Below are 25263 nucleotides of genomic sequence, written 5' to 3'. Positions count from 1 at the left end.
GCCGATTAGGAGATCTTGTGATAGGCGAAGTTGTCGGAATAGGACTTCGGCTTGATCACGCGGGGGTTGGCGTCCTGGGCGGTATAGGTGAAGCCCTTGCGCTTGGCGTAGCTTTCGGCGTCCTTGCGGGTGGCGAAGAACAGCCGCAGCTGGCCGTTCATGTCGCCCGAGCCGACCCAGCCCATCAGATCGTCATGGACCTTCTTTTCGGTCGGTTCAAACTCCAGGACCCAGCGTTTGGTATTGGCGCGGCCCGATTGCATGGCCGTTTTGGCCGGCTGAAAGATGCGCACCTTGGTTGCCATTACCGCTCGTCTCCCTGTCGACGGTCTCCGGGTCGGGGGCGCCAAAGGCCCTTTTGGGGGGGCTGGTCGGGGCGAGAGGATTCGAACCTCCGGCTTTCGGCTCCCAAAGCCGACGCTCTACCAGGCTGAGCTACGCCCCGACGGCGATGACCCGGATCAGCCGCAAAGTATGGCGGCCGTCGCCCAGGGGCAAGGCCGATTTTCACGATCGCGCCCAAACCGCCGTCAGCGGCTGGGGCGGGCGGCGCCCATCGCCCCCTCGGCCGGGCCGCCCAACAGCGGATGAACCACCCGATCCCCGGGGTCGATCGACAGCAGCCGGGTGGTTCCGGCGTTGAGTTCCAGCACGCCGACGCAGGGTTCGGGGGCTTCGATATGGCGCAGGCTGCCCGGCTCGGCGTTCTCGGCGATGCCGACCACCAGCCCCTCGGCGTCAAGAAACAGCATATCAAGGCCGATCAGCGTGTTCTTCATCCACATCGCCCGCTGCCCCGGCTCGTCCCAGACGAACAGCATGCCGGCATCGGCAGCCAGATCCTTGCGGAACATCAGGCCCAGGGCCCGTTGATTGGCCGTGGTCGCCAGTTCCACGAAAAAGGGCAGGCTGCGGCCGTCGTCGGTCACGATGGTCAGCTTCGATTTAGCGAACCGCCCCCGGGTGTCGGGGGGGGCGTCCAGACCAAGGTTCGGCCGGACCACCGACGGCTGGGGTTGCGCCCAGGCGGCCGAGGGCGCTGGCACGGTCAGCGCCAGACAGACCGCGCCGCCCAGCCACAGGGCCAGATCGCGTCGCCCCAGTTTTGGCCACCGTCGCATCATCTTGCTTCCTTTCCGTCCCGGCAGGGGGCCTACCCCCATCGTCCACGATCGTCCCCGATCGTCGTCCACCGGCTTACCCTGCCGCGAAAAGGTGGCGGAACCAAGGGCGGATGGCGCTTTTTCGCTTGGCCGGGGCATCGCTTACGCCTAGTTGAAAGGGTTCGGCCTCCTTCCCTTTCTCCTTTCCGGCCCTTTCCCCTTTCCGACCCTTTCCCCTTTCCGGCGGTTCCATGCCCCCTCGCCCTTCCCTGCCCCCCCCGGCCGTCCATCTCGTCGTCGATCGCCTGGATTACGGCGCGACGCGGCTGTTCTCCGATCTGGACATGACCTTTCCCGCCGGACAATGGACCTGCATCCTCGGGCCGAGCGGCGTTGGCAAAAGCACGCTGTTGCGCCTAGCCGCCGGGCTCGATACCGGCGGCGTCCTTGGGCCGGGAACCCGGGCAAACGCCGGCGACGGCACGCCTTTGACCGGTCGTTTCGTTCACATGGGCCAAAGCGACGCCCTGATGCCCTGGCTAAGCGTTCTTGATAACGTCTTGATCGGCTATCGCCTGCGCGGCGGCGTTCCGGCGGCCATCCGCGCCCGGGCGCTCGCTCTGCTGAGCGAGGCGGGATTGGCCGGCCGCGCCGGCGCCCGCCCGGCCGCGTTGTCGGGCGGCATGCGCCAGCGCGTCGCCCTGGTGCGCACCCTGGTCGAGGATCGCCCGGTGGTGCTGATGGACGAACCCTTCAGCGCCCTTGATCCGCCCACCCGGCTGCGCCTGGGCGATCTGGCGGCGCGGCTGCTGGCCGGGCGCACGGTGGTTCTGGTCACCCATGACCCGATGGAGGCGCTGCGCCTGGGCCACCGCGTGCTGGTGCTTGGCGGCCGCCCGGCCCGACCGGGCGCGGTGATCGAACCGGCGGGCGCCCCGCCGCGCCCGCCGACCGCCGGCGATGTCACCCGCCATTACGCGGCGTTGCTCACCCGTTTGGCCGAGGCGGTGGACAGCGAGGAGGACCCCGCGCCATGACCGCCCGTCCCTGCCGCCGCGGCCTGCCCCTGCGCCTCGCCGGCATCGCGCTCAGCCTGGGCGCCCTGATCGGGCTGTGGCATCTGGCCTTCGTTCTGGCCGGCGCCCGCCCCTATCTGCTGCCCTCGCCCTGGCAGACCGCCCAGGCGCTGATCGGGCGTTGGCCGACCATTCTTCCCCATGCCGGAACCACGGCGCTGGAGATCGTGCTGGGGTTGGGGCTGGGAACGCTGCTTGGCGCGCTGTCGGCCCTGACCATCGCCCTGTCGCCGCTGATGCGCCGGATGCTGTTGCCGCTGCTGGTGATCAGTCAGGCGATTCCGGTTTTCGCCATCGCGCCGCTGCTGGTGCTGTGGTTGGGCTATGGTCTGGCCAGCAAGGTGGCGATGGCGACGCTGGTCATCTATTTCCCGGTGACGACGGCGTTTCTTGACGGCCTGCGGCGCACCGAGCCGGGCTGGCTCGATCTGGCGCGCACCATGGGCGCCTCGCCCCTGTCGACCCTGCTGCGCATCCGCCTGCCCGCCGCCCTGCCGGCCCTGGCCTCGGGCCTGCGGGTGGCCACCGCCGTCGCCCCGATCGGCGCCGTGGTTGGCGAATGGGTGGGATCGAGCGCCGGGCTGGGCTATCTGATGCTCCATGCCAATGCCCGCATGCAGATCGATCTGATGTTCGCCGCGCTGTTCGTGCTGACCGTCTTTTCGCTCGGCTTATACGCCCTGGTCGACCGCACGCTGCGCGCCGCCCTGCCCTGGCAACGCGAAACCCTTGATGGCGACTAAGCCGAGGATGCGGGCCTTTTGTCGATAAGGACTCGCCACCGGCGGTGTCAGGATCTAACCTTTCGCGCTTTCCGAACTCAGGATGAGGTTCACGCGATCATGCCTTGCCTTCGCCAAGCGGCCTTCCCTTCGCGGGTTTCTCGCGGTCTCGTCATCGCCCTGGTTTGCGCCCTCGTTCATACCCTCGCCGGCCCGATCGCCGCGGCGCGGGCCGAGGATAAGCCGGCCCCGGCCAAGGTGTCGGTCCTGCTCGACTGGTTCATCAATCCCGACCACGGGCCGCTGATCGTCGCCCAGGACCTGGGCTACTTCAAGGACGCCGGCCTCGAGGTCGATCTGGTGGCCCCGGCCGACCCCAATGATCCGCCCAAGCTGGTCGCCGCCGGCAAGGCCGATATCGCCGTCGGCTATCAGCCGCAATTGGTGATGCAGGTGGCCGAAGGCTTGCCGCTGATGCGCTTTGGCACGCTGGTCGCCACGCCGCTCAACTGCCTTGTCGTGCTCAAGGACGGGCCGATCAAATCCGTGGCCGATCTCAAGGGCCGCAAGGTGGGCTTTTCCGTTGGCGGCTTCGAAGACGCCCTGCTTGGCGCCATGCTCGACAACGCCGGGGTCAAGGCCGACGAGGTGACCCTGGTCAATGTCAATTTCTCGCTGTCGCCGGCGGTGATCTCGGGGCAGGTCGACGCGGTGATCGGCCCCTTCCGCAATTTCGAGCTTAATCAGATGGATCTGGCCGGCCATCCCGGCACCGCCTTCTATCCCGAAGAACATGGGGTGCCGCTTTATGACGAACTGGTGTTCGTCACCAATATCGCCCTCAAAGGCGATCCCCGCCTGGTCGCCTTCCTCGACGCGGTGGAACGGGGCACCCATTACATCGTCAATCACCCCGAAGAGGCCTGGACCCTGTTCAAGGCCCATTCCCCCGATCTTGACGACGAGCTGAACCACCGCGCCTGGATCGATACGGTCGCCCGGTTCTCGATGACCCCGGGCGCCCTGGACGAGCGGCGCTATGCCCGCTTCGCCGGCTTTCTTCAGTCCCGCGGCCTGATCAAGACCGTGCCGCCTTTGGCCTCCTACGCCATCGAACCCGGCCTCTGAGCCCGTTCCGGGGGACTCGATCCTTTCGGGTCCCCCCCTTCCTTTAGGGGTTGTCGGCCCGAGCGACCCGCGCCTATAGTGTCGCCAAAATCGACGGAGCGGCGCAAAGCCGTACCAAAGAGATAAGTCGATGAGGGGGATCGGATGTGAAAAGGACTGTCGCGCTCGCCGCGAGCCTTTCCCTATTGTGGCTTCTACTTTCCGGCTATTGGCATGATCCGCTCCTTCTGGGGTTTGGTTTGCTTTCGGTTGGGGCTGTTGTCGCTCTTTCATTGCGCATGGGTATTGTTGATGCCGAAGGGGTTCCCCTTCGCCAGATCCCCGGCCTGATCACCTATCTGCCCTGGCTGGCGTGGCAGGTCGTGCTGTCGGCGATAACCGTGGCGCGGATCGTGCTGTCACCCAAGCTGTCTATCAGCCCCACCCTGGCCGCCATTCCCGCCGCGCCGAAAACCGCCATCGGTCAGGTGATCTTGGCCAATTCCATCACCCTGACCCCGGGCACCCTGTCGCTTGATCTCGACGATGGCGCGGTGCTGGTCCACGGGCTCTGCGCCGCCGGCATCGATGATCTGATGACCGGCGAGATGGGGCGCCGGGTCGCCGCCCTTGATGGCCGCGGGGCGCCCTGATGTTCATTGCCGCAACCCTTGCCATTCTGGTCGCCATCGCCCTGGTGCTGGTGCGCGCCTTTCGTGGGCCGACGGTCTATGACCGCATCCTGGCGGCCAATATGATCGGCACCAAGACCGTGCTGTTGATCGGGGTTCTCGGCTTCCTCAGCGGACGGCCCGATTTCATCGACATCGCTCTGGTCTATGCCCTGATCAATTTCGCAGGCCTGATCGCCATCGTGAAATTCCACAAATTCGGCAATCTCGCCGGTCCTTCGGCCACCACGGACGAGGGGGATCGCCGGCCATGAGCCTTGTTTTTGATCTGATCAGCTGGCTGGGCTTTACCATCGGCGGCGCCTTTTTGATCATCGGCGCCATCGGCGTGCTGCGCATGCCCGACCTTTACACCCGCCTGCACGCCGCCAGCTTGGTCGACACCCTGGGGGCGGGCATGATGATCGGCGCCATGATGGTGCAATCGGGTTTGACCCTGGGCACGGTCAAATTGGCTTTGGTAATGGTCTTTCTGGCGCTGACCGGGCCGGTTTCCAGCCATGCCCTGGCCGGATCGGCCCTGCGCGGCGGGTTGTGGCCGCTGGGCTGCGACGACCGCTCGGGGCTATGGGCCAGCCGGCTGGAGCAGGATCGGCCATGATCGACGACCCGGGGTTATGGATCGATATCGCGATGTTCGCCTGTTTGGCCGCCACGGCGCTGGCCATGCTCAAGGGCCGCGATCTGTTTCCCGTCGCCATGCTCTCGGGGATTTTCAGCCTGTTGTCGGCGGGGATCTTCACCCTGCTCGACGCCGTGGATGTCGCCTTCACCGAGGCCTCGGTCGGCGCGGGGATCACCACCGTCTTGTTTCTGGGAACGATCTCGCTGGTCGGCAATCGGGAAAAGCCGGTCCGCCGGGCCAATTGGCCGGCCCTGGTCACGGTTCTTCTGACGGGCGCCATGCTGATCTGGGCGACCCTCGACATGCCGGCCTTCGGCGATCCGGCGGCGCCCATCCATCACCATGTCGCCGACCATTACATCGCCGAAAGCGGCCGCGAAATCGGCATGCCCAATATTGTCACCAGCGTTCTGGCCAGCTACCGCGGCTTTGATACCCTGGGGGAAACCACGGTGATCTTCACCGCCGGCATGGCGGTCGTCGTCCTTCTTGGCGGGGCGCCGCTGCTCGCCCCCTTCCGCCGCAAGCGCAAGGAAGCCCCCCCGCCCAAGACCGCTCCGGGAGGCGAATGATGCGCCGGAATTCCATTCTGCGGACCACGGCCAAGATCCTTATCCCGCCGATCCTGCTGTTTGCGCTGTATGTCCAGTTCCATGGGGATTACGGCCCCGGCGGCGGCTTCCAGGCCGGCGTGCTGTTCGCCGTCGCCCTCATCCTCTATGGCCTGATTTATGGGCTGGAGGCCCTGCGCGCCGTCGTGCCGCCGGCCCTGGTGCTGTCGCTGGCTGCCCTCGGCGTTTTGATCTATGCCGGGGTGGGCGTCGCCGCCTTGCTGGCCGGCGGCTCCTTCCTTGATTACGGGGTGCTCGCCCACGACCGGGTCCATGGCCAGCATCTGGGGATCTTGCTGGTCGAACTGGGCGTGGGGATGACCGTCTGTTCGGTGATGGTCGCCCTTTTCCTTAGTTTCGCGGGGCGCGGCCGATAATGTGGAATGAGATCGCAAGCCACTATAACTATTGGCTTTTTATTGTTTTGATGATGATCGGCCTCTATGGGGTCATCGCCCGGGGCAATCTGGTCAAGAAGATCATCGGGCTGAACATCTTCCAGGCCTCGACGATCATGCTCTATGTCTCGATGGGCAAGATCGAAGGTGGTACGGCGCCGATCCTCGATGCGGATTTCTCGCTTTATTCCAATCCCTTGCCAAGCGTGCTGATGCTGACGGCCATCGTCGTCGGCGTCGCCACCACCGCCCTCGGGCTGGCCCTGGTGGTGCGCATCAAGGAAGCCTTCGGCACCATCGAGGAAGACGAGATCGGCCAGAGCCTCACCGGGATGGGCCGATGATACCCACCCATCTGCCGATCTTGCAGGTCGTCGTGCCGCTGATGGCGGCGCCGGTGTGCATCCTGCTGCGCCGCCCCGGTTTGTGCTGGGCCTGGGCGCTGCTGATCGCCTTGACCACCTTGACGATGGCGGTTGGCCTGCTGGCCGGGGTTTTGACCCACGGGCCCAGCGCCTATCACCTTGGCGATTGGTCGCCGCCCTGGGGGATCGAACTGCATGTCGATCTGCTGAGCGCACTGGTTCTGGTTCTGGTCACCGCCACCGCCAGTTTGGTGATCGTTTATGCCCGCGCCAGTTTCGCCGCGGAAATCGACCCCGGCCACCATACCCTGGCCTATTGCCTGTTCTTGCTCTGCCTGACCGGGCTTTTGGGCATGGCGATCACCGGCGACGCCTTCAACTTGTTCGTTTTCCTTGAGATATCAAGCCTGTCGTCCTATGCCCTGGTCGCCCTCGGCCGCGATCGCCGGGCCCTTTACGCTGCCTATCATTATCTGATCCTGGGCACGGTGGGGGCGACCTTCTACGTCATCGGCATCGGCTTTTTGTACATGATGACCGGCACGCTCAACATGAACGATCTCGCCCAAAGATTGCCCGCCGTCGCCCATAGCCGCACGGCGGTGGCCGGGGTGGTGTTCTTAGGGGTCGGGCTGTCGCTGAAGTTGGCGCTGTTTCCGCTGCATAAATGGCTTCCCGCCGCCTACAGCTATGCGCCAAGCGCCGTTGGCGCCTTTCTGGCGGCGACGTCGACCAAGGTCGCCTTTTATGTCATGGTCCGGCTGTTTCTGGGCGTGCTGGCCCCGGCTTTTTCGGCCAACCTGCTGCCCGGCCCGGTCAGTGCGCGCGAGATGGTGATGGTTCTGGCGCTGGCAGCCATCCTCAGCGGGTCGTTCAGCGCCATTTTCCAAAGCGACGCCAAACGTTTGCTGGCCTATTCCTCGGTCTCGCAAATTGGCGTCATGGTGCTTGGCCTTAGCCTGTTCAGCCTTGATGGCGTCGCCGGCGGCCTTGTTCATATGCTCAACCACGCCCTGATCAAGGCCAGCTTGTTCATGGCCCTGGGCTGCGTCTTCCTGCGCATCGGCTCGGTCGAGATCGCCGATATGGCCGGCATCGGCCGGCGCATGCCGTGGACGATGGCCGCCTTCGTCATCGGCGGGCTGTCGCTGATCGGCATCCCCGGCACCGCCGGCTTCATCAGCAAATGGCAGCTGGCGCAGAGCGCCATCGCCGAGGGCTGGTGGCTGGCGGTCGCCGCCCTGATCGCCAGTTCCCTGCTGGCGGTCGTCTATGTCGGCAAGGTGATCGAGGCCGCCTATTTCCGCCCCTCGCCCGCCGAGTCCCCCTCTGGCGCCCCCTCTGCCCCCCAAGAGGCGCCGGCCATGATGCTGGCGCCCCTGTGGATCGCCGCCCTGGCCAATATCGGCTTTGGCCTGAACACCACCTGGACCCTGGGGCTGGCCAAACGCGCGGCGTCGGCCCTGATGGGACTCCCCTCATGAGCGCCGCCCCCGCCCTGTCGCTGGCCTGGATCCTTGCCACGCCGCTGGCCGCCACCCTGGTGATCGCCTTGAACGCCAAGCGCCCGCGCCTGGGCGAGGCCATCGGCGTGATCGCCGCCCTGCTTACCTTTGCCCAGGTCGCCGCCTTGACCCCGACGGTTCTGGCCGGCGGGCGCCCGACGCTGGTGATGCTTTCGGTGATGGACACCATTCCCCTTGTCTTCACCCTTGATCCGCTCGGCCTGCTGTTCGCCCTGGTCGCCGCCGCCCTGTGGATTCCCGCCGGGCTCTATTCCATCGCTTATCTGCGGGCCAACCACGAGGCCCATCAACCGCGCTTCCATGCCTATTTCGCCTTGGCCATCGCCTGCACCCTGGGCATCGCCCTGGCGGGCAACCTGTTCACGCTGTTCTTGTTTTACGAGGCGCTGACGCTTTCGACCTATCCGCTGATCACCCATCAGGGCACGGCCCAGGCCGTGCGCGCCGGGCGGATCTATATGGGAATGCTGCTCGTCCCCTCGATCGGTCTGCTGCTGGTTGCCATCATCCTGACCCATAGCTTGGCCGGACGGATGGATTTCCAGCCCGGCGGCATCCTGGCCGGGCGGATCGATGGCCCGCTGGTCGGCCTGTTGTTGGCCTTGTTCGTTTTCGGCACGGCCAAGGCCGCCCTGATGCCGTTCCACCGCTGGCTGCCCGCCGCCATGGTGGCCCCCACCCCGGTCAGCGCCCTGCTGCACGCGGTGGCGGTGGTCAAGGCCGGGGTTTTCACCATCGCCAAGGTAGTGATCTCGATCTTCGGCATCGACCTGCTGGCGGCCAGTTCCTGGACCGGCTGGCTGACCTGGGTGGCCGGGATCAGCGTCATCCTGGCGTCGCTCATCGCCCTGCGTCAGGACAATCTGAAACGGCGGCTGGCCTATTCGACGATCAGCCAATTGGCCTATGTGGTGATGGCGCTGTCGCTGTTCTCGCCGCTCGGCGTGCTGGCCGCTGGCCTGCATATCGTCGTCCACGCCTTTGGCAAGATCACCTTGTTCTTCGCCGCCGGGGCCATCCACACCGCCACCCATAAGGACAGCGTTAGCCAGTTCGCCGGCATCGGCCGCGCCATGCCCTGGACCATGGGCGCCTTCGCCGTCGCCAGCCTGTCGATGATCGGCCTGCCGCCGACCGCCGGTTTCCTGTCGAAATGGGGGATCTTCTCGGCCGCCTTCCAGGGGCAGACCTGGGGGGTGGTCGCCGTGCTGATCGCCTCGACGGTGCTTAACGCCGCCTATTTCCTGCCGATCCTGCATACGGCCTTTCTCAAGCCCCCGCCGGGCGAAGCCGGAGCCAAGATCGCCGAGGCTCCGCCGCTGATGGTGGCGGCGCTGTGTTTGACGGCCTTTGGCACGCTGGCGCTGTTCTTCCTGCCCGGGCTGCCCTTCACCCTTGCCCGCCAGCTTGCCGGAGTCGGCCCATGATCCCCCCCCGCCGTCCGATGACCCGTCCGATGACCCGCCTGTGGATCCTCGGCCTGATCGCCCTGGCGCTGAGCGTTCTGGCCGAGGTGCCGGTCGGCCACGCCGGCCATTTCGGCTTCGATGGCCTTTTCGCCTTCAACGCTTGGTTCGGCTTCCTCGCCTGCGTCGTGCTGGTGGCCATCGCCAAGCTTTTGGGCAGCGTTCTTAAGCGCGGGGAAGAGTACTATGGCGATTGAGGCCCTGCCGCCGGCCCTGCTGATGATCCTGGGCGGGCTGATGCTGCCCCTGCTGCCCAAGCGCGCCCAGGACCCCCTGATGGTCTTCCTGCCGCTGGCCACCCTGTGGGCGGTCTGGCAGATCGCCGATGGGCCGATGATGCTGGTGCGCTTCCTGGATCTGGTGCTTGAACCCGTCCGCGGCGATGCGGTGGGCCGGCTGTTTGCCAGCGTGTTTTCACTGATGGCCTTCGCCGGCGGCCTCTTCGCCCTCAAGCAGCCCCGCGTCCTCGAACGCGCCGCCGCCCTGGTCTATGCCGGAGGCGCCGTCGGCTGCGCCCTGGCCGGCGATCTGATCAGCCTGTTCGTGTTTTGGGAGATCATGGCCGTCGCCTCGACCCTGGTCATCTGGTCGTCGGACCAGCCGGCGGCGGCCAAGGCCGGGATGCGCTACGCCCTGATGCATCTGTTTGGCGGGGCGGTGCTGATGGCCGGGATCGCCGGTCACGCGATCGGCGGCGGCAGTCTCGATGTCACGGCGATGACGCTCGACAGCCCGGCCAATTGGCTGATCCTGATCGGCGTTCTGGTCAATGCCGGCGCCCCGCCGTTCTCGGCCTGGATCGCCGACGCCTATCCCGAAGGCTCGTTCTCGGGCAGCGTTTTCCTGTCGGCCTTCACCACCAAAACGGCGGTGATGGTGCTGATCAAGGGCTTTCCGGGCACCGAGCTGCTGATCTGGATCGGGCTGGCGATGGTGTTCTACGGCATCCTTTACGCCCTGCTTGAAAACGACATGCGGCGCATCCTCAGCTATTCCATCGTCAATCAGGTGGGGTTCATGGTCTGCGCCGTCGGCATCGGCACCGATATGGCCCTGAACGGCGCCGCCGCCCATGCCTTCGCCCATATCCTTTACAAGGCCCTGTTGCTGATGAGTGCCGGATCAGTGCTGATGATGACCGGCGGCAAACGCAAATGCACCGAACTTGGCGGGCTCTACCGCTCGATGCCGATCACCACGGTCTGCGGCATCATCGGCGCCCTGGCGATCTCGGCCTTTCCCTTCACCAGCGGCTTCGTCAGCAAATCGATGATCGCTCAAGGGGCGGCCGACCAGCATCTGGTCTGGGTCTGGGCCCTGCTGCAGGCGGCGAGCGCCGGGGTGTTCCTGCATGCTGGCATCAAGTTTCCGTGGTTCGTCTTCTTCCAGAAAGACAGCGGCCTGCGCCCGGCCGATCCGCCGGCCTCCATGCGCGCGGCGATGATCTTGCTGGCGGCGGCCTGCATCGGCCTTGGCGTTTTCCCCGGAGCCCTCTATGCCCTGCTGCCGGCGCCGACAGACTATCAGCCCTATACGGCCGACCATCTGGTCAGCCAATTCCAATTGCTGCTGTTCGCCGGTCTGGCGTTTTTCGTGCTGCTGCCGTTGATGAAGCGCACCCGCACGCTCAGCCTGGATATCGACTGGCTCTATCGCCGGCTGCTGCCCGATCTGCTGCGCGCCCTCGCCCCGCCGGCCAACCGCCTTGGCGCGGCGCTCACCGCCCAGGCCCTGGCCGGGGTCAAGGCGGTGACGGGCGTGGTGGCGCGCAGCCATGGCCCCGACGGGTCGTTCGGCCGACCCTGGCCGACCGGACGCTCGGTGGCGGTCATCCTCGGTCTGCTGGGCGCCTATCTGATCTTCGCCGCCCTCGGCCACCCCTGAACCCGATAAGGATCAGGGGCCGGGCGGCGGCGGCTTGGCCTCGAAAACCAGGCAATTCGACAGCGTGTCGTTGTGGAAGTGGTAGGTCACGTTGTCTTCGGCCTTGTTCTGCGGATCGAAAAGGTTATAGCCCTTCTTGGCGATGCCGGTGATCGTCTTGCCGCCTTCGATCGGCTTGCCCGCCGCGTCCTTGCCGCGATAGCCGATATAAAGCCCATCGATCTTGACCTGATTGAATTGGCCGCGCCGACACAGCACCGAAAGGTCCTTGCGCAAATCGCCAACCTGCCGGTAAGGCGCCGTTCCCGTGCCATAGCGCCGGGTGGTTTCCAGGCTGTCGGCGGCCAGGGCCGCCGGGCCGCCGACAAGGCAGCAGACCAGAACCAGGAGCGCCTGGGCGTGACGCGGGGGCCTGGGAGAAGGGGCGGCGCACATCGGGCGGGCATCCTGTCAGAAGGGAAAACCAAGGGTGGGCCAAGGCCGGGGCCGGCGCAAGCCTGTTCGCAGGCCAAAGCAATCCTTTTGGCTTAGCCGTTCGGCTTTGGCCTATTGGTTGTCATCGCGCGGCGGGCCCTTGCGCGGCATCCAGGGCATGACGTTGACCGGCTTACCCTTATGCGAGCGCATGACCCGGGGGCGCAAAACGGTTTCCAGGGCCGGTGCATCGGCGCTATGGGCCACGCCGCCGGCGGTGCGCTGGCCGGCCGGGCCGTCAACGCGGATATTGCCATAGAAGGCCACCATCGCCTCCTCGGTGATGACGCTGCGCGGATGCTCGGCGAAGGCCTCGGCATAGGGCGGATGCTTGCGGATGACCTTGCTTAGATGCTCGGCCGAATGCCCGCCAAAGCGCCGCCAGATATTATCCAGGAACAAGGTGGCCTTTTCGGGCATCTTCTCCTGGGTGATCCAGGCCTTCTGGGTTTCAAAGGCCCGATAGATATTGGGCTCGAGCGGCCCCACCGCATCGGCGATGAAAATCGCCGGCATCAGCCGTTGACCATTATTGGCCACGGCGAAATAGGCCTGGGCCAGAAACATCAGCCGATGCAGCTTCTGGGGCTGCAGATATTCGTTATCGTTCAGCGCCCGATCGATGAACCAATTGGCCACATCGAACGTGGTTTCCACCAAAGGCGGCCGCGTCGAAGCCATGGAAAGCGCCCAATCCTATGCGAAAGTGGGAGAAGCCCGGCGGGCGGCGCCGCCCCCGGAAGGGATCCATCATAGCGCACGAGAAAGGATCTCCCAAAGATGTCACGAAGGCGCCTGCTTCTTCCGCTCGCCGGCCTCGGCCTGATCGGCCTGGGCGCGGTGACCGGCGTTCTGGCCGGGCGCGACCAATTGGCGCTGTGGATCCTGCGCGATCGCCTGCCCGCTTTCGGCCTGCCGCTGATCGAAGCCCAAAGCCTTCATCTCGGCGCGACCGGCCTGACCGCCAGCGGGGTCCGCCTTGAGGGTGGCCAGACCACCATCGCCACGCTTGAAGCCGCCTTCACTCCCCAGGGGCTGATCGGCGGGCGGATCGACAGCCTGACCCTGGACGACGTGACCAGCCTTGGCTGGCCCACGGCCGGGGTTGGGCCGCTGCGCGGATCGGCGCGGGCCGAGGACCTTGGCTGGAGCGGCGGCCAGATCACCGCCCGGGTGGCCGCCGACCTCCACCTTGATCGCCTTGTCTTCGGTAGCGATGACGCCCCCCCGGCCGAGGGAGACGCGCTCCCCAGGGCGGCCGGCGGGCTGGTGGTCGAAGACATCGGGCTGAAGGTCTCGGGTCCGCTGAGCTGGAATCGCCTCAGCGGCGCGGTGGTTGGCGACGGCTTGGCGACGACGCTCAGCGAGGCCCGCCTCCTGACCGCCGGCGGACCGGTGATCCTGACCGGCGTGGAGGGGATGGTCAGCGGCCAGATCCCGCCAAGCGCCACCGTCCCGCTTACCCTGGCGCTGACGGCGGGCCAGATCGAGGGCCTCGATATCAAGGCCGATGGCCTGAGCGGGCCTTTGGTGGTTTCCGATCAGGGGCCAAGCGGCGCCCTGACCGCCCGCCTCACCCGCCTACCCGGCGATGAAAAACCCCGCGCGCCGTTGACGCTCGCCCTCAGCGTCGATGCCCAGGCCGGCGAGGGTGGGCGTTTGCCGATCACCGCCCGCCTGGACGATAAAAGCGGGCGGCTGGCGGTCGTCGTCAAGGGCGAGATGACCCCCGATACGAGCGCCGGCCAGATCAAACTGGCGGCCAAGCCGATGACCTTCAAGGCCGGGGCCCTGCAGCCGGGCGATCTTCATGGCGTCTTGAACGGCCTGGGCACTGTGGCCGGAACCCTGGCGGCGAAAGGCGATCTTTCCTGGGATGACAAAGGGGTGTCGGAAAATGTTCAGATCCTTTTCAAGGATATCGACGCCGTCGTTCAGGGAATTCCCCTTAGCGGCCTGAACGGCGTGCTGCGCCTGGACCAGCTTTGGCCACCCTCCGGGCCGCTCCAGGACGCCAGCGTCGCCGCCATCGATCTTGGCGTGCCCTTGACCGCGTTGACGGTACGCTACCGTCCCGATGGCAAGGGCGCCTTGCGGGTGGAAACCGCCAGCCTGACCCTGGCCGGCGGCCGGGTTTCGACCGGGGCCTTGCGGGTGCCGTTGGCCGGGGGCAGGATGACGATCCCGCTGACCATCGAGCGGGTTGGGCTGGCCGATCTGGCGGCCCTGGTCAAACTCGATGGCTTGACCGCCGAAGGCAGCCTGAGCGGCACAGTGCCGCTGCGTCTAGAACCCGATGGCGGGGTGTGGATCGACAACGCCTCCCTCACCTCCGACGCCCCCGGGCTGCTGCGCTACCGCCCGCCCTCGCCGCCGACCACCCTGGCCCAGGGCAACCAGGGGGTGGCCTTGCTGCTGCTGGCCCTGGATAACTTTCACTACCAGTCGCTAGGGCTGACGGTGAACGGCGCCTCCTCGGCGAAGCTGACGTTGGGCCTGCGGGTCCAGGGCGCCAATCCCGATCTTTACGGCGGCTATCCCGTTGATCTCAATGTCACTTTGAATGGCGCCCTGGCCCAGCTCGTTCGCAGCAATCTGCAAACCTACGCCATCCCCGATCGCATCCGCGAGAACATGGATCAGTTCATGGACAGCCTGCGCCAGATCGAGGGCGACGGCTGATCGAAGCGCCCGGCTTGTCCTCATCGGCGGATCGGGGGTAGGCTTAGGCGGCCGGCGTTGCGCTCATCGGCCCAAAAAATGGAGACGGCATGATCAAGGCCCGACGACTCGGACCCCTTCCCCCCCAAGGACTGTTTCCCCTGCTGGCGCTCTGCGGCGCCCTGGTCGCCGGATTGGCCGCCTGTCAGCCAACGGTCAAAATCGAGGCGCCGGACAAGCCGATCCGCATCGATCTCAATGTCACGATCGAACAGAACGTGCGGATCCGGCTTGAACGCGAGGTCGAAGATCTTCACCAGCAGAATCCGGGAGTCTTCTGATGACCACCGTCAAGAAACGGATCATGTCGCTGCCCCCCCTGTCCAAGGCCCTGGCCGGAGTGACCCTGGTCCTCGGCCTGGGGATCCTTGGCGCCTCCCCGGCCCTGGCGCTCGGCCTTGACCAGGCGCGCTCGGCCGGTCAGGTGTGCGAGGGCGCCGACGGCCTGCTCAAGGCCGTCACCCCCACCCCCGAGGTCAAGGCCCTGGTCGACAGCACCAACAGCCAAAGGCTGCGGCTCTATCAGGAGGCCGCCCGCAAGGAAGGGGTGACGCTGCTGGAGATGCAGGCGGTCAGCGGCGTGAAGCTGCGCGAACGCCACGGCAGTTGCCGCTAGGGTAAATCCGAGCACTCTGAACCAGAGTGCGATGACGATTTTCTTGACTATCAAGATCTTAGAGCGGCGTTCGGAGACCCAATTTCACGCACGCCGCTCTCACGAGCCGATCACCGGCGTTGGCGAGCCAGCCAGATGGTGCGATAGCCGCAGGTCGGGTCTTCCACGATGTGATCGACACCCTCAAAGCCGCTGGCGTCGAGCAAAGCGCGATAGTCATCCGAGCCGAGGCTGCCGTGGTAAAGCCGATCGCCCGCCAATTCACCAATCGCGCTCCCTTCGGCCGGTCCACTGGTGAACATCAGCGCAGCACCGGCCGCGGCATGAGCTTGGAAACGGCGGAACATGGCCCGCTGATCAGCGGGCGAGAGGTGGAAAAAGCTATCCCACGCGAGCAAGCCGTCGAAACGGCGGCCTAAGGCGAGCTCTCGCATATCGGCGAGATGGGCCGGTGTCCCCGGCAGATTGCGCCGGAACAGCGCGAGCATGGTCGAAGCGCCGTCCACCCCCGTCACGTCAAAGCCGCGTCGAACCAGTTCGCGGGCGATCGGCAGGCCGGAACCGCAGCCGATGTCGAGCACGCTTGCGGTGGCGGGAAGCAGTTCGCAAAAGCGATCGAGCCATCCCCCCTCCGCCAAGCGGTCGCCACGCAGTTTGGCCCACGCGGCGCCGTGACGCTGGTAAATATCGATCACCGAGTCTTCAGGACGGCCGGTCATGATCCCTTCGTCCTCACGCTAGATTCGACTAAATTCCAGCAAATCCTCTTTGTAGCGGCCGATCCACTCAAGATTAACCTCATCAGAGAGCTTCTTGAGATCGATCCTGACAGCCGTCGCCTGCGGCGGCTCCTTGCCGAGCGCCCGACAGATATCACTCACCGTTTCAACGGGTTGATCGACGAAAGTCTCGTAAGAGACACGAAGGGGATTGATTTGATGACGGTCGAACCACGTGGTCCAGGCCTCATCATCGCGTTCAAGGGCCCTGACTTGGCGATCCAGGGACTGAAAATCATAACGCGGTGTTTGTGAGGGGGTCAGTCGCTCAAGCTCCGTCCCATCGGCATGGAGATGCCAAAGCCCGCTCTGCTGCGCCTTTTGCAGGGAGACAGCCTGCGCCACCTTGTCGGCACGCGAGAGGTGAAGGTATAGAGTTTTTCCAAAGGCCCGCTCGAAACGATGGGCATCGGAAGGCAAGCCGGGATAAAGGTGATCGAGCGTTTCCGACAACAGCCCTAAATACTGCGCTTGCAGCCGCAGGCCGAATAGGTCCGTTCCGGCTTTGCCCGCCTTTAGCGCCGCAGCCAAATAGGCGCGCGCGAACTCCGTCTTGGACAGGGTATCACGATCAGGCAGCCCCCATTCGACCGCCCACTCGTGCATGAAGTCAGCTTTATGATAAAAAGAGTCTGGATTGCCGGTTTTTCCTGTGGCGGCTAAAATCCTACATAGAAGCGTGCTGCCGCTTCTAGGGGTCGTGCAAATAATATAACTTGCAATCATTGACCGCGACGGTCCTTTCCCGCCCCTTACTGCTCTAAAAACAGTGACAATACCGCAATACGGGGGACAGGACCAGCGCCCAAAACATCGACAGGCCAAATCGCCCTCACGCTGCGAAGCGGAGTGGGACACGATGATTGGTTCCCCTCTCACCCTGTCAGAGCGGCGCGCCTGGACTTTGTCGACAGTCCGGCCTCAATAGAACCGGTTGACCACGGTTCCGGTCGTCTTTTCGCCGGAAAAACGGGCGGCCAACACGCGGATATTGGACTGATAGACATCGGTCCCCTCGCGGCTGGCGGTTCGTATCGGCAGGGCCGAGCGCGAGGGCTCGCGCACGCGAAAGTCGAAGAGGATCTGGGCAAAGCTGTTGGAGGCCAACACCGAGCCCATGCGCACCGGCAGATTGGGCAGCGGAGAGGACGTATCCTTGCCGACATCGCCTTCGGCCCCCGTTCCGCCCCAGTCATTATTGCGCAGGCTGCTTTCCTCGGGGCCCGATTGGGCGCTCGCGGCGATTTCCAGGACCGGCGCAAAGGACTGGGAAGCCGTGGCGGCGCGAATCCCCTCGCCCAGCCGGGTATTGGCGGCCGCCGAGAAGGCGCTTGACGCGCCTGTCACCTTGTTGGTGACCGACATCCCTAGTCTCCCTTGCCACTTGCCCGATGGTCTCTGACGATGACTTTATCCACATACCGACTATAGGAGAGGCTTGACGAAAAACCCACCGTTTTCCTTTCGGGTGTCACAAGGAGATTACTGCCGGCAAGCAGGGCGGGCATTCCCGCTCCCTTCGCCGTCCCCGGTGTCGGCCGAGCCGTTTTTCCCGCTCCCGGTCGCCCTTCCAAAACGCCTCCCGGGTCTTCTTCTTGCGCTCAACCCGGGCAATGGGGGAAAACGTCCCTGGGCCGCCCTGGTTCCCCGCCCGCGAATCCGCGAACCGGCGCCCCCGCCACCGACGAACCCGAGGAGAGCTTCCGATTATGGCCACCACCTTGCGTATCGCCCTGTCCTGCCCCGACCGCACCGGCCTTGTCGCCGCCGTCGCCGGGCGGCTGTTCGACCTCGGGGTCGATCTCGCCGACACCAGTTTCGCCACCCTGGGCAAGGCCGCCGAGTTCACCATCGTTTGCGACGCCCCCGACAGCCTGTCCGAAGCCGATCTGCGCGAGGCGCTGGTCGCCCTGCCCGAACTCGAGGGCGCCGATCTGTGGATCGACCGCTTCCGTCTGCCCGAGGAGGGCGACGGCGCCAATGCCATCACCCACAGGGTGATCGTGTCGGGGGGGGATCGCCCGGGCCTGCTGACCCGTTTGGCCGAGGCCTTCGGCGATTACGGCGCCTCGATCGTTCGCCTTGACAGCCAGCGCCTGAGCGAGGCCACAGGCCTGCGCTATGCCATGCGCTTCGAGGTGCGGATCGCCGATGACCGCGAGATCGCCTGTCTGGCAACGGTGAAGAACACCACCGAGGAACTCGGCCTGTCGTGCTCTTTCGAGCGCCTGTGAAAAAGGCCCCGACATAGGGGGCCCTGATATGGGGAGCGCCGCTCCGATCCCTGAATGGATCCGAACGGCGCTCCAAAGCGAAGCAGAAACAAAGGACTCCTTGAAAGGACTTGTGACGAAGAAACCACACTGTGGGGCGCTCGACACATGGGGATCCCCTATGATGGGACCCGACTTCCTTTGACCCTGACCTCCTTCTGAAGAGTGATGGGTTAGGCGTACCCCAAAAAAAACACTGATATCCTTGCCAAAAAGGCCGCACCCCGGCCCTGGGACCGACGATTCAAGGACATTTCCTTACTTAAGGGGCGGCGGACGGACGCGCCCCGTTGAATTGCCGCCCACCGCCCCCCGCAGCGCGACCTACCTGAAGGCTGGTCAACTACGGATGACCACAGCTTAGGAGGGTACCGGGGTCTGTGCATTGACACAGCGCATGACCGTTCCCGCAGCGAAATCATGCCTGCCGTGCAAAAAAAAGAGGCGAAATGCCCGATTATTCACCAGACAAACTGCGTAATGCGTCGTCATCGCAAGCGAACTGGTTGAATTTGCGCTCATTTATCACGCCGCTGCGCTTCATTTCGGCGATGATGCGACTGGCCGTCTCGGTGGTCACCCCCAGCATGGCCCCCAGATCCTCGCGGCTGAAAAGCACACAGATCGGCGTCCCGTCGGCGGTGGCCTCGCGGGGGAGATGGAGCAAAAGCCGGGCGACCCGGGCGCGGGCGTTGCCGGTCGACAGGCCGGTCAACCAGTCATCGGCCTGTTTCAGACTGCGGTGCCAGCGGGTGATCAACTGATGGTGCAGCCGGGGGGTCTCGTCGTTGAGGCGGCGCACCACCTCGACCGGGATACGGCAGACCATTCCGGGCTGCAGGAAGACCGCCGTATGTTCATAGCTGTCCTGAAGGGTGGCTTCCAGGCCGATGGAATCGCCCGGCCGCACCAGCCGCACGATGCGCTGCGAGCCATCCCCCAGATATTGCACCAGCTTGACCAAGCCGCCACGCAGGCTCATCACCGCCCGCGCCGGATCGCCGGCGTTGTAGAGAACCGCCCCGGCGCCATAGGACAGTTCTTCGATCGGCAGGTGGATAAGCTTGAAGTCGGCCTCTTCGAGATCGGCGAACAGCGCCAGATCGCGAATACCGCAGGCCCGACACTCGGGAAGGCCTTTCCAGGCGGCATCGATCCGACTGCCCCTCACGACCGCGCCCCCTTCGTCATCCTCAGCCGTGGAGCCGGATCGTTCATTCTCCGCCATCGTCCTCATCGGGTCCCACACTTCGCCGCCAGACCCCGCCCGGATAGCGCTCGGGCGGGCCAACGGAAAAACGCTCCGGTGGATCGTTTTGATCCAAGAGGCGATCGTGGCGAAGGCCGGGGAAAAGGTCAAACCCCTTCAGCCCTTTCACGCCGCAACCCTGCCCTGCGACTCCCCCGGCCCCGTCAGGCCGGGGACCCCGCCAAGGGGTCAGGCGCCTTGGACCCCGCCAAGGGGTCAGACGATGGTCGCCGAACCGAGCACGGTCCAGGCATAGAGGGTGAAAAACAAGGCGGCAAGGGCACAAAGTTCGCGCACCATCCGACCATATCCCATGCCCGATCCTCCAAAGTCCAAACGGCCGATCCACATCCATGATAAGAACAAAACAGGAACAATTCGTCAAGGGCCGCCGCCGCCGCCGAGTCTTCGCCTGGAACGGCGCGGAAAGTGGCCCGAGAAGGCCCACCGCCCCCCGGCCCACCCGGCCAAGGCCCTTGCCTGCCGGCAGCGAGCTCGATATTTTTCCGATCCATCGGCTGCGCCATCAGACCAAAGGTGGACCCCGGGACTCCTCCCCCACACGGCCGTCGGGCCGGTTTTTTCGCAAGGACCAAGGCTGCCCGTGATGGTCTCCGCGCCCGCTCCCCGATCCCAGCCCGACCGATCCCAGCCCGACCGCCGGCTGTCCGTCGCCCCGATGATGGACTGGACCGACCGTCATGATCGCTGGTTCTTGCGCCAGATCACCAAGCGCACCTTGCTCTATACGGAAATGATCACGGCCCAGGCCCTGTTGCACGCCGATCCCGGGCGCTTTCTGGACCATCACCCCGACGAGCATCCTTTGGCCCTGCAGCTTGGCGGCAGCGATCCCCGGGCCCTGGCCGAGGCCACGCGCCTAGCCGCGCCCTTTGGCTTCGCCGAGATCAACCTCAACGTCGGCTGTCCGTCCGATCGGGTGAGCAGCGGCCGCTTCGGCGCCTGCCTGATGGCCGATCCCGCCCTGGTCGCCGAGTGCCTGTCGGCGATGGCCGAGGCGTCAAACGCGCCGGTAACGATCAAACATCGCATCGGCATCGATGATCTCGACAGCTATGACCAGCTTGTCGGCTTTGTCGATCAGGTGGCGCGAAGCGGCATCGCCACGATCATCGTCCATGCCCGCAAAGCGTGGCTAAAGGGCCTCAGCCCCAAGGAAAACCGCGAGATTCCGCCCTTGCGCCACGATGTCGTCCACCGGCTGAAGGCGGATTTTCCCGGGCTGGAGGTTATTCTCAACGGCGGCATCACCACGCTGACCCAGGCGCTTGACCATCTGGGGTCAGGGGACCCTGCGGCGCCGGCGGTCGATGGGGTGATGATCGGCCGCGCCGCCTATGAGACGCCCTATATGCTGGCCCAGGCCGATGGCCTGATCTTTGGCGAGGCCACGCCCGCGCCCTCGCGCCACGAGGTTGCCCTGGCCTTGCTGCCCTATCTAGACGCCATGACCGCGCGCGGCGAACCGGTGAAGCGGCTGACCCGCCATATCCTGGGATTGTTCCACGGGCAACCGGGGGCCCGGGCCTATCGCCGCCACCTGGGCGAGGCCGGGGTCCGCCCCGATGCCACGGCCCAGGTGCTGATCGACGCCCTGGCCCATATCCCCGCCCTTGACGAGGCCGAGAGCTGAAGACCGGTCGGGACTTGCCCTAATCTAATACCGCATCTTGGCTTCGATGGCCCGCTGCTGGCCGGCCTCCAACCCCAGGGCGGCGTCGGAAAAACTGGGGGGCTTCAGGGTCACCCGGGCATCGCGCGAAAACCCGAAGCCCTCCAAGGGAACACCCAGCAGGCCGCGATCGAAGACGCCATTGGCGTTTTCGTCATGGTAAAAGGCGATGGCATAATGCCCGGCCGGCAGGGCGTCAAAGATCGCCTCGGCCCGCTGGTTCGCGGGGTGGATCGACAGCACGCTGACCATTCCGTCATTGGCCGGAAAATGGTCGGGACTATCATAAAGCGCCACATGAACCGTTCCCTTATCCGAGCGCAGCCCGGAAATCGACAGGGTGAGAGAGCCCAGCCGGGGGGCCGAAGCCGGAGCGCCGACCGCCTGCGATTGCTCGGCCGGCGAGAACGCCATGGCCTCTTCCGCCCAGGTTGGCGATCCATTCATCACGACAAGCGTGACCACCGCCGTCAAGGTTGACCAGATACCGTAAGGCCCCATCAAAACGAAATCCTCGATCTCTTTCCAAGTTTTCCTTATTAAGGAAGGACTTAATCCTTACTTAACATCGCCCCCGCCCTCTCGCAAGGTCGCCCCCGCGCCGAAGTTGAAAGCGGCACGCGTAAACAAAACTTTACATATTCATCCCTAAGCAATTGATATTGAAAAATATCTTCCGCATTTGGCCGCGGATCGCCAAAGAAGTCGGCCTAATCGGCATCGGGACCGCCGCGCTTGCCATACCCGCAATCGCAGCGCTGCGATCCCCCGACCAGACGCATCACCCAGCCGTCGCCATGGCTGGAGCGATCCCAGCGAAAGGTCGCGCCGCAGCGCTGGCAGCGGCGGTCGCCGGGGCGCAGCGGCGGACGCTCGCCCCCCTGGGCGCGCTTGCCGGCCAGCACCACGGCGGCGGCGGTTTTGGAATCAAAGGGCGGGTCGGACGGCGCGCTCATAGCCAGATATCCTTGGGCAAGGAGGACGCGTCGATCATGGCGCCTCCGAAACAGAGACAAGTATGGAGCGCCGCCGGGGGCGCCCCGGATGTCTCCGGTCTTGCATAAGACAGAATGCCGGCTTGGGATACTGATTTCGGGCCGATTGAAAAAGCCGAATTTTCGATCAATGATAACAAAATCGCCCATTTCTGAAAAAAAAGCCGATAATGGAAGGTCTGCGGGCTTTCGATCACTGCGCGTCAAGGAACGAGCCTTTCCTCTGATCGAAGCCCCCATCGTCGCTCCAGACATCGGCCAAAAAAACGTCACCGTCATCAAAGGACTGTGGATCGCGGGGAAACCTCTAAAAGAAAAGGGATAGAAAGTGTGGATCTTGGGATCGCGCTGGCCGTCTCTCGGCGGAGAGAGTGTTCAATTGAATGACTGCTTCACCAAGAGCGACGAAAACTATCAAACCGTCTGGGTCGTCCAGCAAATCGTCGAAAGAACCGATGGTCCGCCCCACGCCCGGCTTGTCCGCCAAGGCGAGGGCGCGGGCAGCTATCGCACGATATCGCTCTCGGCCCTGCGCGACACCGCCTTTTACCGGCGGGTGCCGCCCCGGCCAATGCCCAACTGACCCATCCCCCCCGGGGCCCGGGCGGCACAAGGCGCAAGCGTGGCCTTTTGGCGTTTGGCTAGCCGTCAGGCGGCCAGGGCCACCCGCTGTCCGGGAAACAGCGAGATGACCGGGTAAAGGGTGGCCGGCACCGGCGAATCGGCCGCACGGGTCGCGCCCTCGGCCAGGGCCTGAAGGTCGAGATGGGTATGGGGACCATCAAGCGGCGGCTCGCCGGGGCCCGGCAGCGGCGTCCAGGCCTCGACCCGGCCCATGCGCGTCAGCAGCACGCGCTGGGGCGAGGCTTGGCGAATGGCCTCCAGCACCGGCGAGGCCGGGTCAAGCAGGCTGGTGCCGCAATGGGCGCGCAGCAGCTCAAGCAGCGAGGCCTCCTCGACGCGCACGCAGAAATCGACATGGGGCAGGCCCAGCCCGAGGTCGAACAGGGTTCCTCGGCGATCGCCGGTGCGCAAGGCTTCGGTATCGAGGCCGATCTCACAGATCTGGCTGCGGTGCGACATCGCGGCCTTGCGGGTATAGAGACAGAGATCGATGCGCTCGACGACGCCCGAGTCGTTGGTCTGGCCGATCATTTTGATCTTCTGCGAGGTGTGATCAAGCACCACCCGCACACCGCCGCAGCCACTGACGGCGTCGCCGCCGTATTCCCAAAGCCGGGCGGTCACCACCGAGCCATCGCCGAGATTGAACTCGCCAAAGGCGGCGGGCACGCCGATTCGCCAAACCGCCCCGCGCTTGTCGAGCGACCCGAGGATCAGGCGATCGAGGGCCGCCACCGGATGGCCAAGAACCGGAAAGCCCAGGCCGCTCTCCGCGCGCCGGCGGGGAAGATCGCGAAAGACCGTCAACTTGGCGTCGCCCTCAAGGGCCGACCACTGGGCGATCTCCTCGGCGGTGCGGGCGCAGCCGACGCAGAGCGATCCGTCGTCCGTCATCTTGCAAATTCCGATACAAGGCGAAGGCATGGCACCGATCATCGGCAAGGTCCTTGTTCAGGCGACAGGATAAAAAAACATGGAAAGGCGCGCCTTGGCGCCCCTTCAGTCCGGGGCTCGCCCGCGCGGTGGCGCCCGCCCACCGCACACGCGCGCCCGTGATAGAACCGCCCGGGTATCAATGCAAATCCTATCGGCCATCCTAGCGATGATCGAGCTGTCCCGGAATGATCGGTCGCGCCCGCCTGGGGAGAAGAACATGACGGAAACATCCTGGCCGGACGCTGTTTTCCCTTGATCGGCGAGAGCGACGTGACACCCTTTCAATTTGAAAGAGCGTCCTTCGTTCACCCCTTTCTTTCTGGGATCAGGATTCCATGACCATTCGCGACGGCTTTCTGGGCACCATCGGTGGAACCCCGCTTATTCGTCTGCCCTGGGCCTCGCGGATCACCGGTCGGGAAATTTTAGGCAAGGCCGAGTTTCTCAATCCCGGCGGTTCGGTCAAGGACCGCGCCGCCCTGGCCATCATCACCGACGCCCTGGAGCGCGGCGCCCTCGCGCCCGGCGGCACCATCGTCGAAGGCACGGCCGGCAATACGGGAATCGGCCTGACCCTGGTCGGCAACGCCATCGGCTGCAAGACGGTGATCGTCATGCCCGAAACCCAAAGCCAGGAAAAAAAGGACGCCCTGCGCCTGTGCGGGGCCGATCTGCGGCTGGTTGCCGCCCGGCCCTATAAGGATCCCGGCAATTACGTGCGCTACTCCGAAACCCTGGCCAAGGAATTGGGCGGCTTTTGGGCCAATCAATTCGACAATACGGCCAATCGCGACGGGCACCGCGCCACGACGGGACGGGAAATCATCGAGCAATGCGAAGGGCGGCTGGATGCCTTCACCTGCGCCGTCGGCACCGGCGGCACCCTGGCCGGCGTCGCCCTCGCCCTCAAGGCCCATGACCCGGCCATCAAAGTGGTGCTGGCCGACCCTTTCGGCTCGGCCCTTTATAGCTGGATCACCAGCGGCGAGTTGAAGGCCGAGGGCGGATCGGTGACCGAGGGCATCGGCCAGGGACGGGTGACCGCCAATCTGCGCGACGCTCCGCTTGACGAGGCGGTGCGGATAGGCGACGCCGAAGCGCTGGAGGCGATCTTCGCCATGGTCCGTGAAGACGGCCTGATGCTAGGCGGATCGAGTGGCGTCAACGTCGCGGCGGCGATGAAGGTCGCCCTTACCCTGCCCAAGGGCAGCCGGGTGGTCACCATTCTGTGCGACGGCGCCCAACGCTACCAAAGCAAGCTGTTCAACCCCGATTTCCTGCGCTCGAAAGCCCTGCCGGTTCCCGACTGGCTGGCCTGAGCCGGCGAT

The 25263-nt window shown here is 65.1% G+C and carries 31 protein-coding genes and 1 tRNA gene; 20 read left to right on the top strand and 12 right to left on the bottom strand.

Annotated elements, in window-relative coordinates; translation table 11 throughout:
- Positions 1 to 5: 5 nt before the first annotated feature.
- From RRU_RS08535 to RRU_RS08525, 3 genes are all read right to left on the bottom strand, one after another.
- The gene (locus tag RRU_RS08535; protein WP_011389336.1) at positions 6 to 305 is read right to left on the bottom strand and encodes an ETC complex I subunit; all 300 of its coding nucleotides are present in this window, start codon (positions 303 to 305) and stop codon (positions 6 to 8) included.
- 63 nt (positions 306 to 368) lie between these two features.
- Positions 369 to 445: transfer RNA gene (locus RRU_RS08530), tRNA-Pro, on the bottom strand.
- 85 nt (positions 446 to 530) lie between these two features.
- Positions 531 to 1124 carry a DUF192 domain-containing protein gene (locus RRU_RS08525; protein ID WP_237703855.1) on the bottom strand — a complete coding sequence of 198 codons (594 nt, stop codon included), beginning with the start codon at positions 1122 to 1124 and terminating at the stop codon, positions 531 to 533.
- Positions 1125 to 1354: 230 nt separating this feature from the next.
- On the opposite strand from RRU_RS08525, the gene RRU_RS08520 reads away from it, so the two are divergent.
- The 13 genes from RRU_RS08520 (at position 1355) to RRU_RS08460 (ending at position 11575) form a co-directional block, all read left to right on the top strand.
- On the top strand, positions 1355 to 2140 hold the full coding sequence (locus tag RRU_RS08520) for an ABC transporter ATP-binding protein (RefSeq protein ID WP_011389334.1): 786 nt from the start codon (positions 1355 to 1357) through the stop codon (positions 2138 to 2140).
- Positions 2137 to 2922, top strand: coding sequence for an ABC transporter permease (locus tag RRU_RS08515; protein WP_011389333.1), 786 nt, complete (start codon positions 2137 to 2139; stop codon positions 2920 to 2922). Before RRU_RS08520 ends, RRU_RS08515 begins: the two co-directional genes overlap by 4 nt.
- Positions 2923 to 3021: 99 nt before the next feature.
- Positions 3022 to 4029: an ABC transporter substrate-binding protein gene (locus RRU_RS08510; RefSeq protein ID WP_011389332.1), complete on the top strand. Its 1008-nt coding sequence runs from the start codon at positions 3022 to 3024 to the stop codon at positions 4027 to 4029.
- Between the two features lie 146 nt (positions 4030 to 4175).
- The gene (locus RRU_RS08505; protein WP_011389331.1) at positions 4176 to 4661 is read left to right on the top strand and encodes a Na+/H+ antiporter subunit E; all 486 of its coding nucleotides are present in this window, start codon (positions 4176 to 4178) and stop codon (positions 4659 to 4661) included.
- Complete coding sequence (locus RRU_RS08500) at positions 4661 to 4954, top strand: monovalent cation/H+ antiporter complex subunit F (RefSeq protein ID WP_011389330.1); 294 nt, start codon at positions 4661 to 4663, stop codon at positions 4952 to 4954. Before RRU_RS08505 ends, RRU_RS08500 begins: the two co-directional genes overlap by 1 nt.
- Complete coding sequence (gene mnhG, locus RRU_RS08495) at positions 4951 to 5301, top strand: monovalent cation/H(+) antiporter subunit G (RefSeq protein ID WP_011389329.1); 351 nt, start codon at positions 4951 to 4953, stop codon at positions 5299 to 5301. The genes RRU_RS08500 and mnhG overlap by 4 nt, the downstream gene beginning before the upstream one ends.
- On the top strand, positions 5298 to 5897 hold the full coding sequence (locus tag RRU_RS08490) for a DUF4040 domain-containing protein (protein ID WP_011389328.1): 600 nt from the start codon (positions 5298 to 5300) through the stop codon (positions 5895 to 5897). Before mnhG ends, RRU_RS08490 begins: the two co-directional genes overlap by 4 nt.
- Entirely contained in the window at positions 5894 to 6313 is a 420-nt protein-coding gene (locus RRU_RS08485; protein WP_237703854.1) for a Na(+)/H(+) antiporter subunit B, read from the top strand. Before RRU_RS08490 ends, RRU_RS08485 begins: the two co-directional genes overlap by 4 nt.
- Positions 6313 to 6678, top strand: coding sequence for a cation:proton antiporter subunit C (locus RRU_RS08480; RefSeq protein WP_011389326.1), 366 nt, complete (start codon positions 6313 to 6315; stop codon positions 6676 to 6678). The genes RRU_RS08485 and RRU_RS08480 overlap by 1 nt, the downstream gene beginning before the upstream one ends.
- The gene (locus tag RRU_RS08475) at positions 6675 to 8183 is read left to right on the top strand and encodes a monovalent cation/H+ antiporter subunit D family protein (RefSeq protein WP_011389325.1); all 1509 of its coding nucleotides are present in this window, start codon (positions 6675 to 6677) and stop codon (positions 8181 to 8183) included. The genes RRU_RS08480 and RRU_RS08475 overlap by 4 nt, the downstream gene beginning before the upstream one ends.
- Positions 8180 to 9652 (top strand): proton-conducting transporter membrane subunit, encoded by a 1473-nt coding sequence (locus tag RRU_RS08470; RefSeq protein WP_011389324.1) that lies wholly within the window; start codon positions 8180 to 8182, stop codon positions 9650 to 9652. Before RRU_RS08475 ends, RRU_RS08470 begins: the two co-directional genes overlap by 4 nt.
- Positions 9649 to 9888: a hypothetical protein gene (locus RRU_RS08465; protein WP_011389323.1), complete on the top strand. Its 240-nt coding sequence runs from the start codon at positions 9649 to 9651 to the stop codon at positions 9886 to 9888. The genes RRU_RS08470 and RRU_RS08465 overlap by 4 nt, the downstream gene beginning before the upstream one ends.
- Positions 9878 to 11575: a Na(+)/H(+) antiporter subunit D gene (locus RRU_RS08460; protein WP_011389322.1), complete on the top strand. Its 1698-nt coding sequence runs from the start codon at positions 9878 to 9880 to the stop codon at positions 11573 to 11575. Before RRU_RS08465 ends, RRU_RS08460 begins: the two co-directional genes overlap by 11 nt.
- Positions 11576 to 11587: 12 nt before the next feature.
- Here RRU_RS08460 and RRU_RS08455 read toward each other — a convergent pair whose 3' ends face one another.
- Complete coding sequence (locus RRU_RS08455) at positions 11588 to 12010, bottom strand: hypothetical protein (protein WP_011389321.1); 423 nt, start codon at positions 12008 to 12010, stop codon at positions 11588 to 11590.
- 111 nt (positions 12011 to 12121) lie between these two features.
- The gene (locus RRU_RS08450; protein ID WP_011389320.1) at positions 12122 to 12730 is read right to left on the bottom strand and encodes a Panacea domain-containing protein; all 609 of its coding nucleotides are present in this window, start codon (positions 12728 to 12730) and stop codon (positions 12122 to 12124) included.
- A 99-nt stretch (positions 12731 to 12829) separates the two neighbouring features.
- Between RRU_RS08450 and RRU_RS08445 the strand changes: the two genes are divergently transcribed.
- From RRU_RS08445 to RRU_RS08435, 3 genes are all read left to right on the top strand, one after another.
- The gene (locus RRU_RS08445) at positions 12830 to 14731 is read left to right on the top strand and encodes a YdbH domain-containing protein (RefSeq protein WP_011389319.1); all 1902 of its coding nucleotides are present in this window, start codon (positions 12830 to 12832) and stop codon (positions 14729 to 14731) included.
- A gap of 89 nt (positions 14732 to 14820) precedes the next feature.
- Positions 14821 to 15051: a YnbE family lipoprotein gene (locus RRU_RS08440; protein WP_011389318.1), complete on the top strand. Its 231-nt coding sequence runs from the start codon at positions 14821 to 14823 to the stop codon at positions 15049 to 15051.
- On the top strand, positions 15051 to 15386 hold the full coding sequence (locus RRU_RS08435) for a DUF1318 domain-containing protein (RefSeq protein WP_011389317.1): 336 nt from the start codon (positions 15051 to 15053) through the stop codon (positions 15384 to 15386). Before RRU_RS08440 ends, RRU_RS08435 begins: the two co-directional genes overlap by 1 nt.
- Positions 15387 to 15496: 110 nt before the next feature.
- Here RRU_RS08435 and RRU_RS08430 read toward each other — a convergent pair whose 3' ends face one another.
- From RRU_RS08430 to RRU_RS08420, 3 genes are all read right to left on the bottom strand, one after another.
- Positions 15497 to 16105 (bottom strand): class I SAM-dependent methyltransferase, encoded by a 609-nt coding sequence (locus RRU_RS08430; RefSeq protein ID WP_011389316.1) that lies wholly within the window; start codon positions 16103 to 16105, stop codon positions 15497 to 15499.
- A gap of 18 nt (positions 16106 to 16123) precedes the next feature.
- Positions 16124 to 16891, bottom strand: a complete 768-nt coding sequence (locus RRU_RS08425) for a Stf0 sulfotransferase family protein (RefSeq protein WP_011389315.1) — start codon at positions 16889 to 16891, stop codon at positions 16124 to 16126.
- A gap of 195 nt (positions 16892 to 17086) precedes the next feature.
- The gene (locus RRU_RS08420; protein ID WP_011389314.1) at positions 17087 to 17530 is read right to left on the bottom strand and encodes a hypothetical protein; all 444 of its coding nucleotides are present in this window, start codon (positions 17528 to 17530) and stop codon (positions 17087 to 17089) included.
- Positions 17531 to 17874: 344 nt separating this feature from the next.
- Here RRU_RS08420 and RRU_RS08415 point away from each other — a divergent pair, with 344 nt between their 5' ends.
- Positions 17875 to 18399 (top strand): glycine cleavage system protein R, encoded by a 525-nt coding sequence (locus tag RRU_RS08415; RefSeq protein WP_011389313.1) that lies wholly within the window; start codon positions 17875 to 17877, stop codon positions 18397 to 18399.
- Positions 18400 to 18895: 496 nt separating this feature from the next.
- On the opposite strand, the gene RRU_RS08410 is transcribed toward RRU_RS08415, so the two are convergent.
- Positions 18896 to 19666 (bottom strand): Crp/Fnr family transcriptional regulator, encoded by a 771-nt coding sequence (locus RRU_RS08410; protein ID WP_014626211.1) that lies wholly within the window; start codon positions 19664 to 19666, stop codon positions 18896 to 18898.
- Between the two features lie 628 nt (positions 19667 to 20294).
- On the opposite strand from RRU_RS08410, the gene dusA reads away from it, so the two are divergent.
- Positions 20295 to 21341: a tRNA dihydrouridine(20/20a) synthase DusA gene (gene dusA, locus RRU_RS08405; protein ID WP_014626209.1), complete on the top strand. Its 1047-nt coding sequence runs from the start codon at positions 20295 to 20297 to the stop codon at positions 21339 to 21341.
- 24 nt (positions 21342 to 21365) lie between these two features.
- On the opposite strand, the gene RRU_RS08400 is transcribed toward dusA, so the two are convergent.
- Positions 21366 to 21881 (bottom strand): DUF2141 domain-containing protein, encoded by a 516-nt coding sequence (locus RRU_RS08400; protein ID WP_011389310.1) that lies wholly within the window; start codon positions 21879 to 21881, stop codon positions 21366 to 21368.
- A gap of 209 nt (positions 21882 to 22090) precedes the next feature.
- Positions 22091 to 22336, bottom strand: coding sequence for a hypothetical protein (locus RRU_RS08395; RefSeq protein WP_014626208.1), 246 nt, complete (start codon positions 22334 to 22336; stop codon positions 22091 to 22093).
- Positions 22337 to 22703: 367 nt separating this feature from the next.
- Here RRU_RS08395 and RRU_RS08390 point away from each other — a divergent pair, with 367 nt between their 5' ends.
- On the top strand, positions 22704 to 22958 hold the full coding sequence (locus RRU_RS08390; protein ID WP_011389308.1) for a hypothetical protein: 255 nt from the start codon (positions 22704 to 22706) through the stop codon (positions 22956 to 22958).
- 65 nt (positions 22959 to 23023) lie between these two features.
- Here RRU_RS08390 and RRU_RS08385 read toward each other — a convergent pair whose 3' ends face one another.
- The gene (locus RRU_RS08385) at positions 23024 to 23923 is read right to left on the bottom strand and encodes a DUF1289 domain-containing protein (RefSeq protein ID WP_269147146.1); all 900 of its coding nucleotides are present in this window, start codon (positions 23921 to 23923) and stop codon (positions 23024 to 23026) included.
- A 347-nt stretch (positions 23924 to 24270) separates the two neighbouring features.
- Here RRU_RS08385 and RRU_RS08380 point away from each other — a divergent pair, with 347 nt between their 5' ends.
- Entirely contained in the window at positions 24271 to 25254 is a 984-nt protein-coding gene (locus RRU_RS08380) for a cysteine synthase A (protein WP_011389306.1), read from the top strand.
- Positions 25255 to 25263: the final 9 nt, after the last annotated feature.

Source organism: Rhodospirillum rubrum ATCC 11170, assembly GCF_000013085.1.
In the GTDB taxonomy this organism is placed as follows: domain Bacteria; phylum Pseudomonadota; class Alphaproteobacteria; order Rhodospirillales; family Rhodospirillaceae; genus Rhodospirillum; species Rhodospirillum rubrum.
The sequence above is the reverse complement of the archived record's forward strand: the minus strand, read 5'-3'. Positions and strand labels throughout refer to the sequence as shown.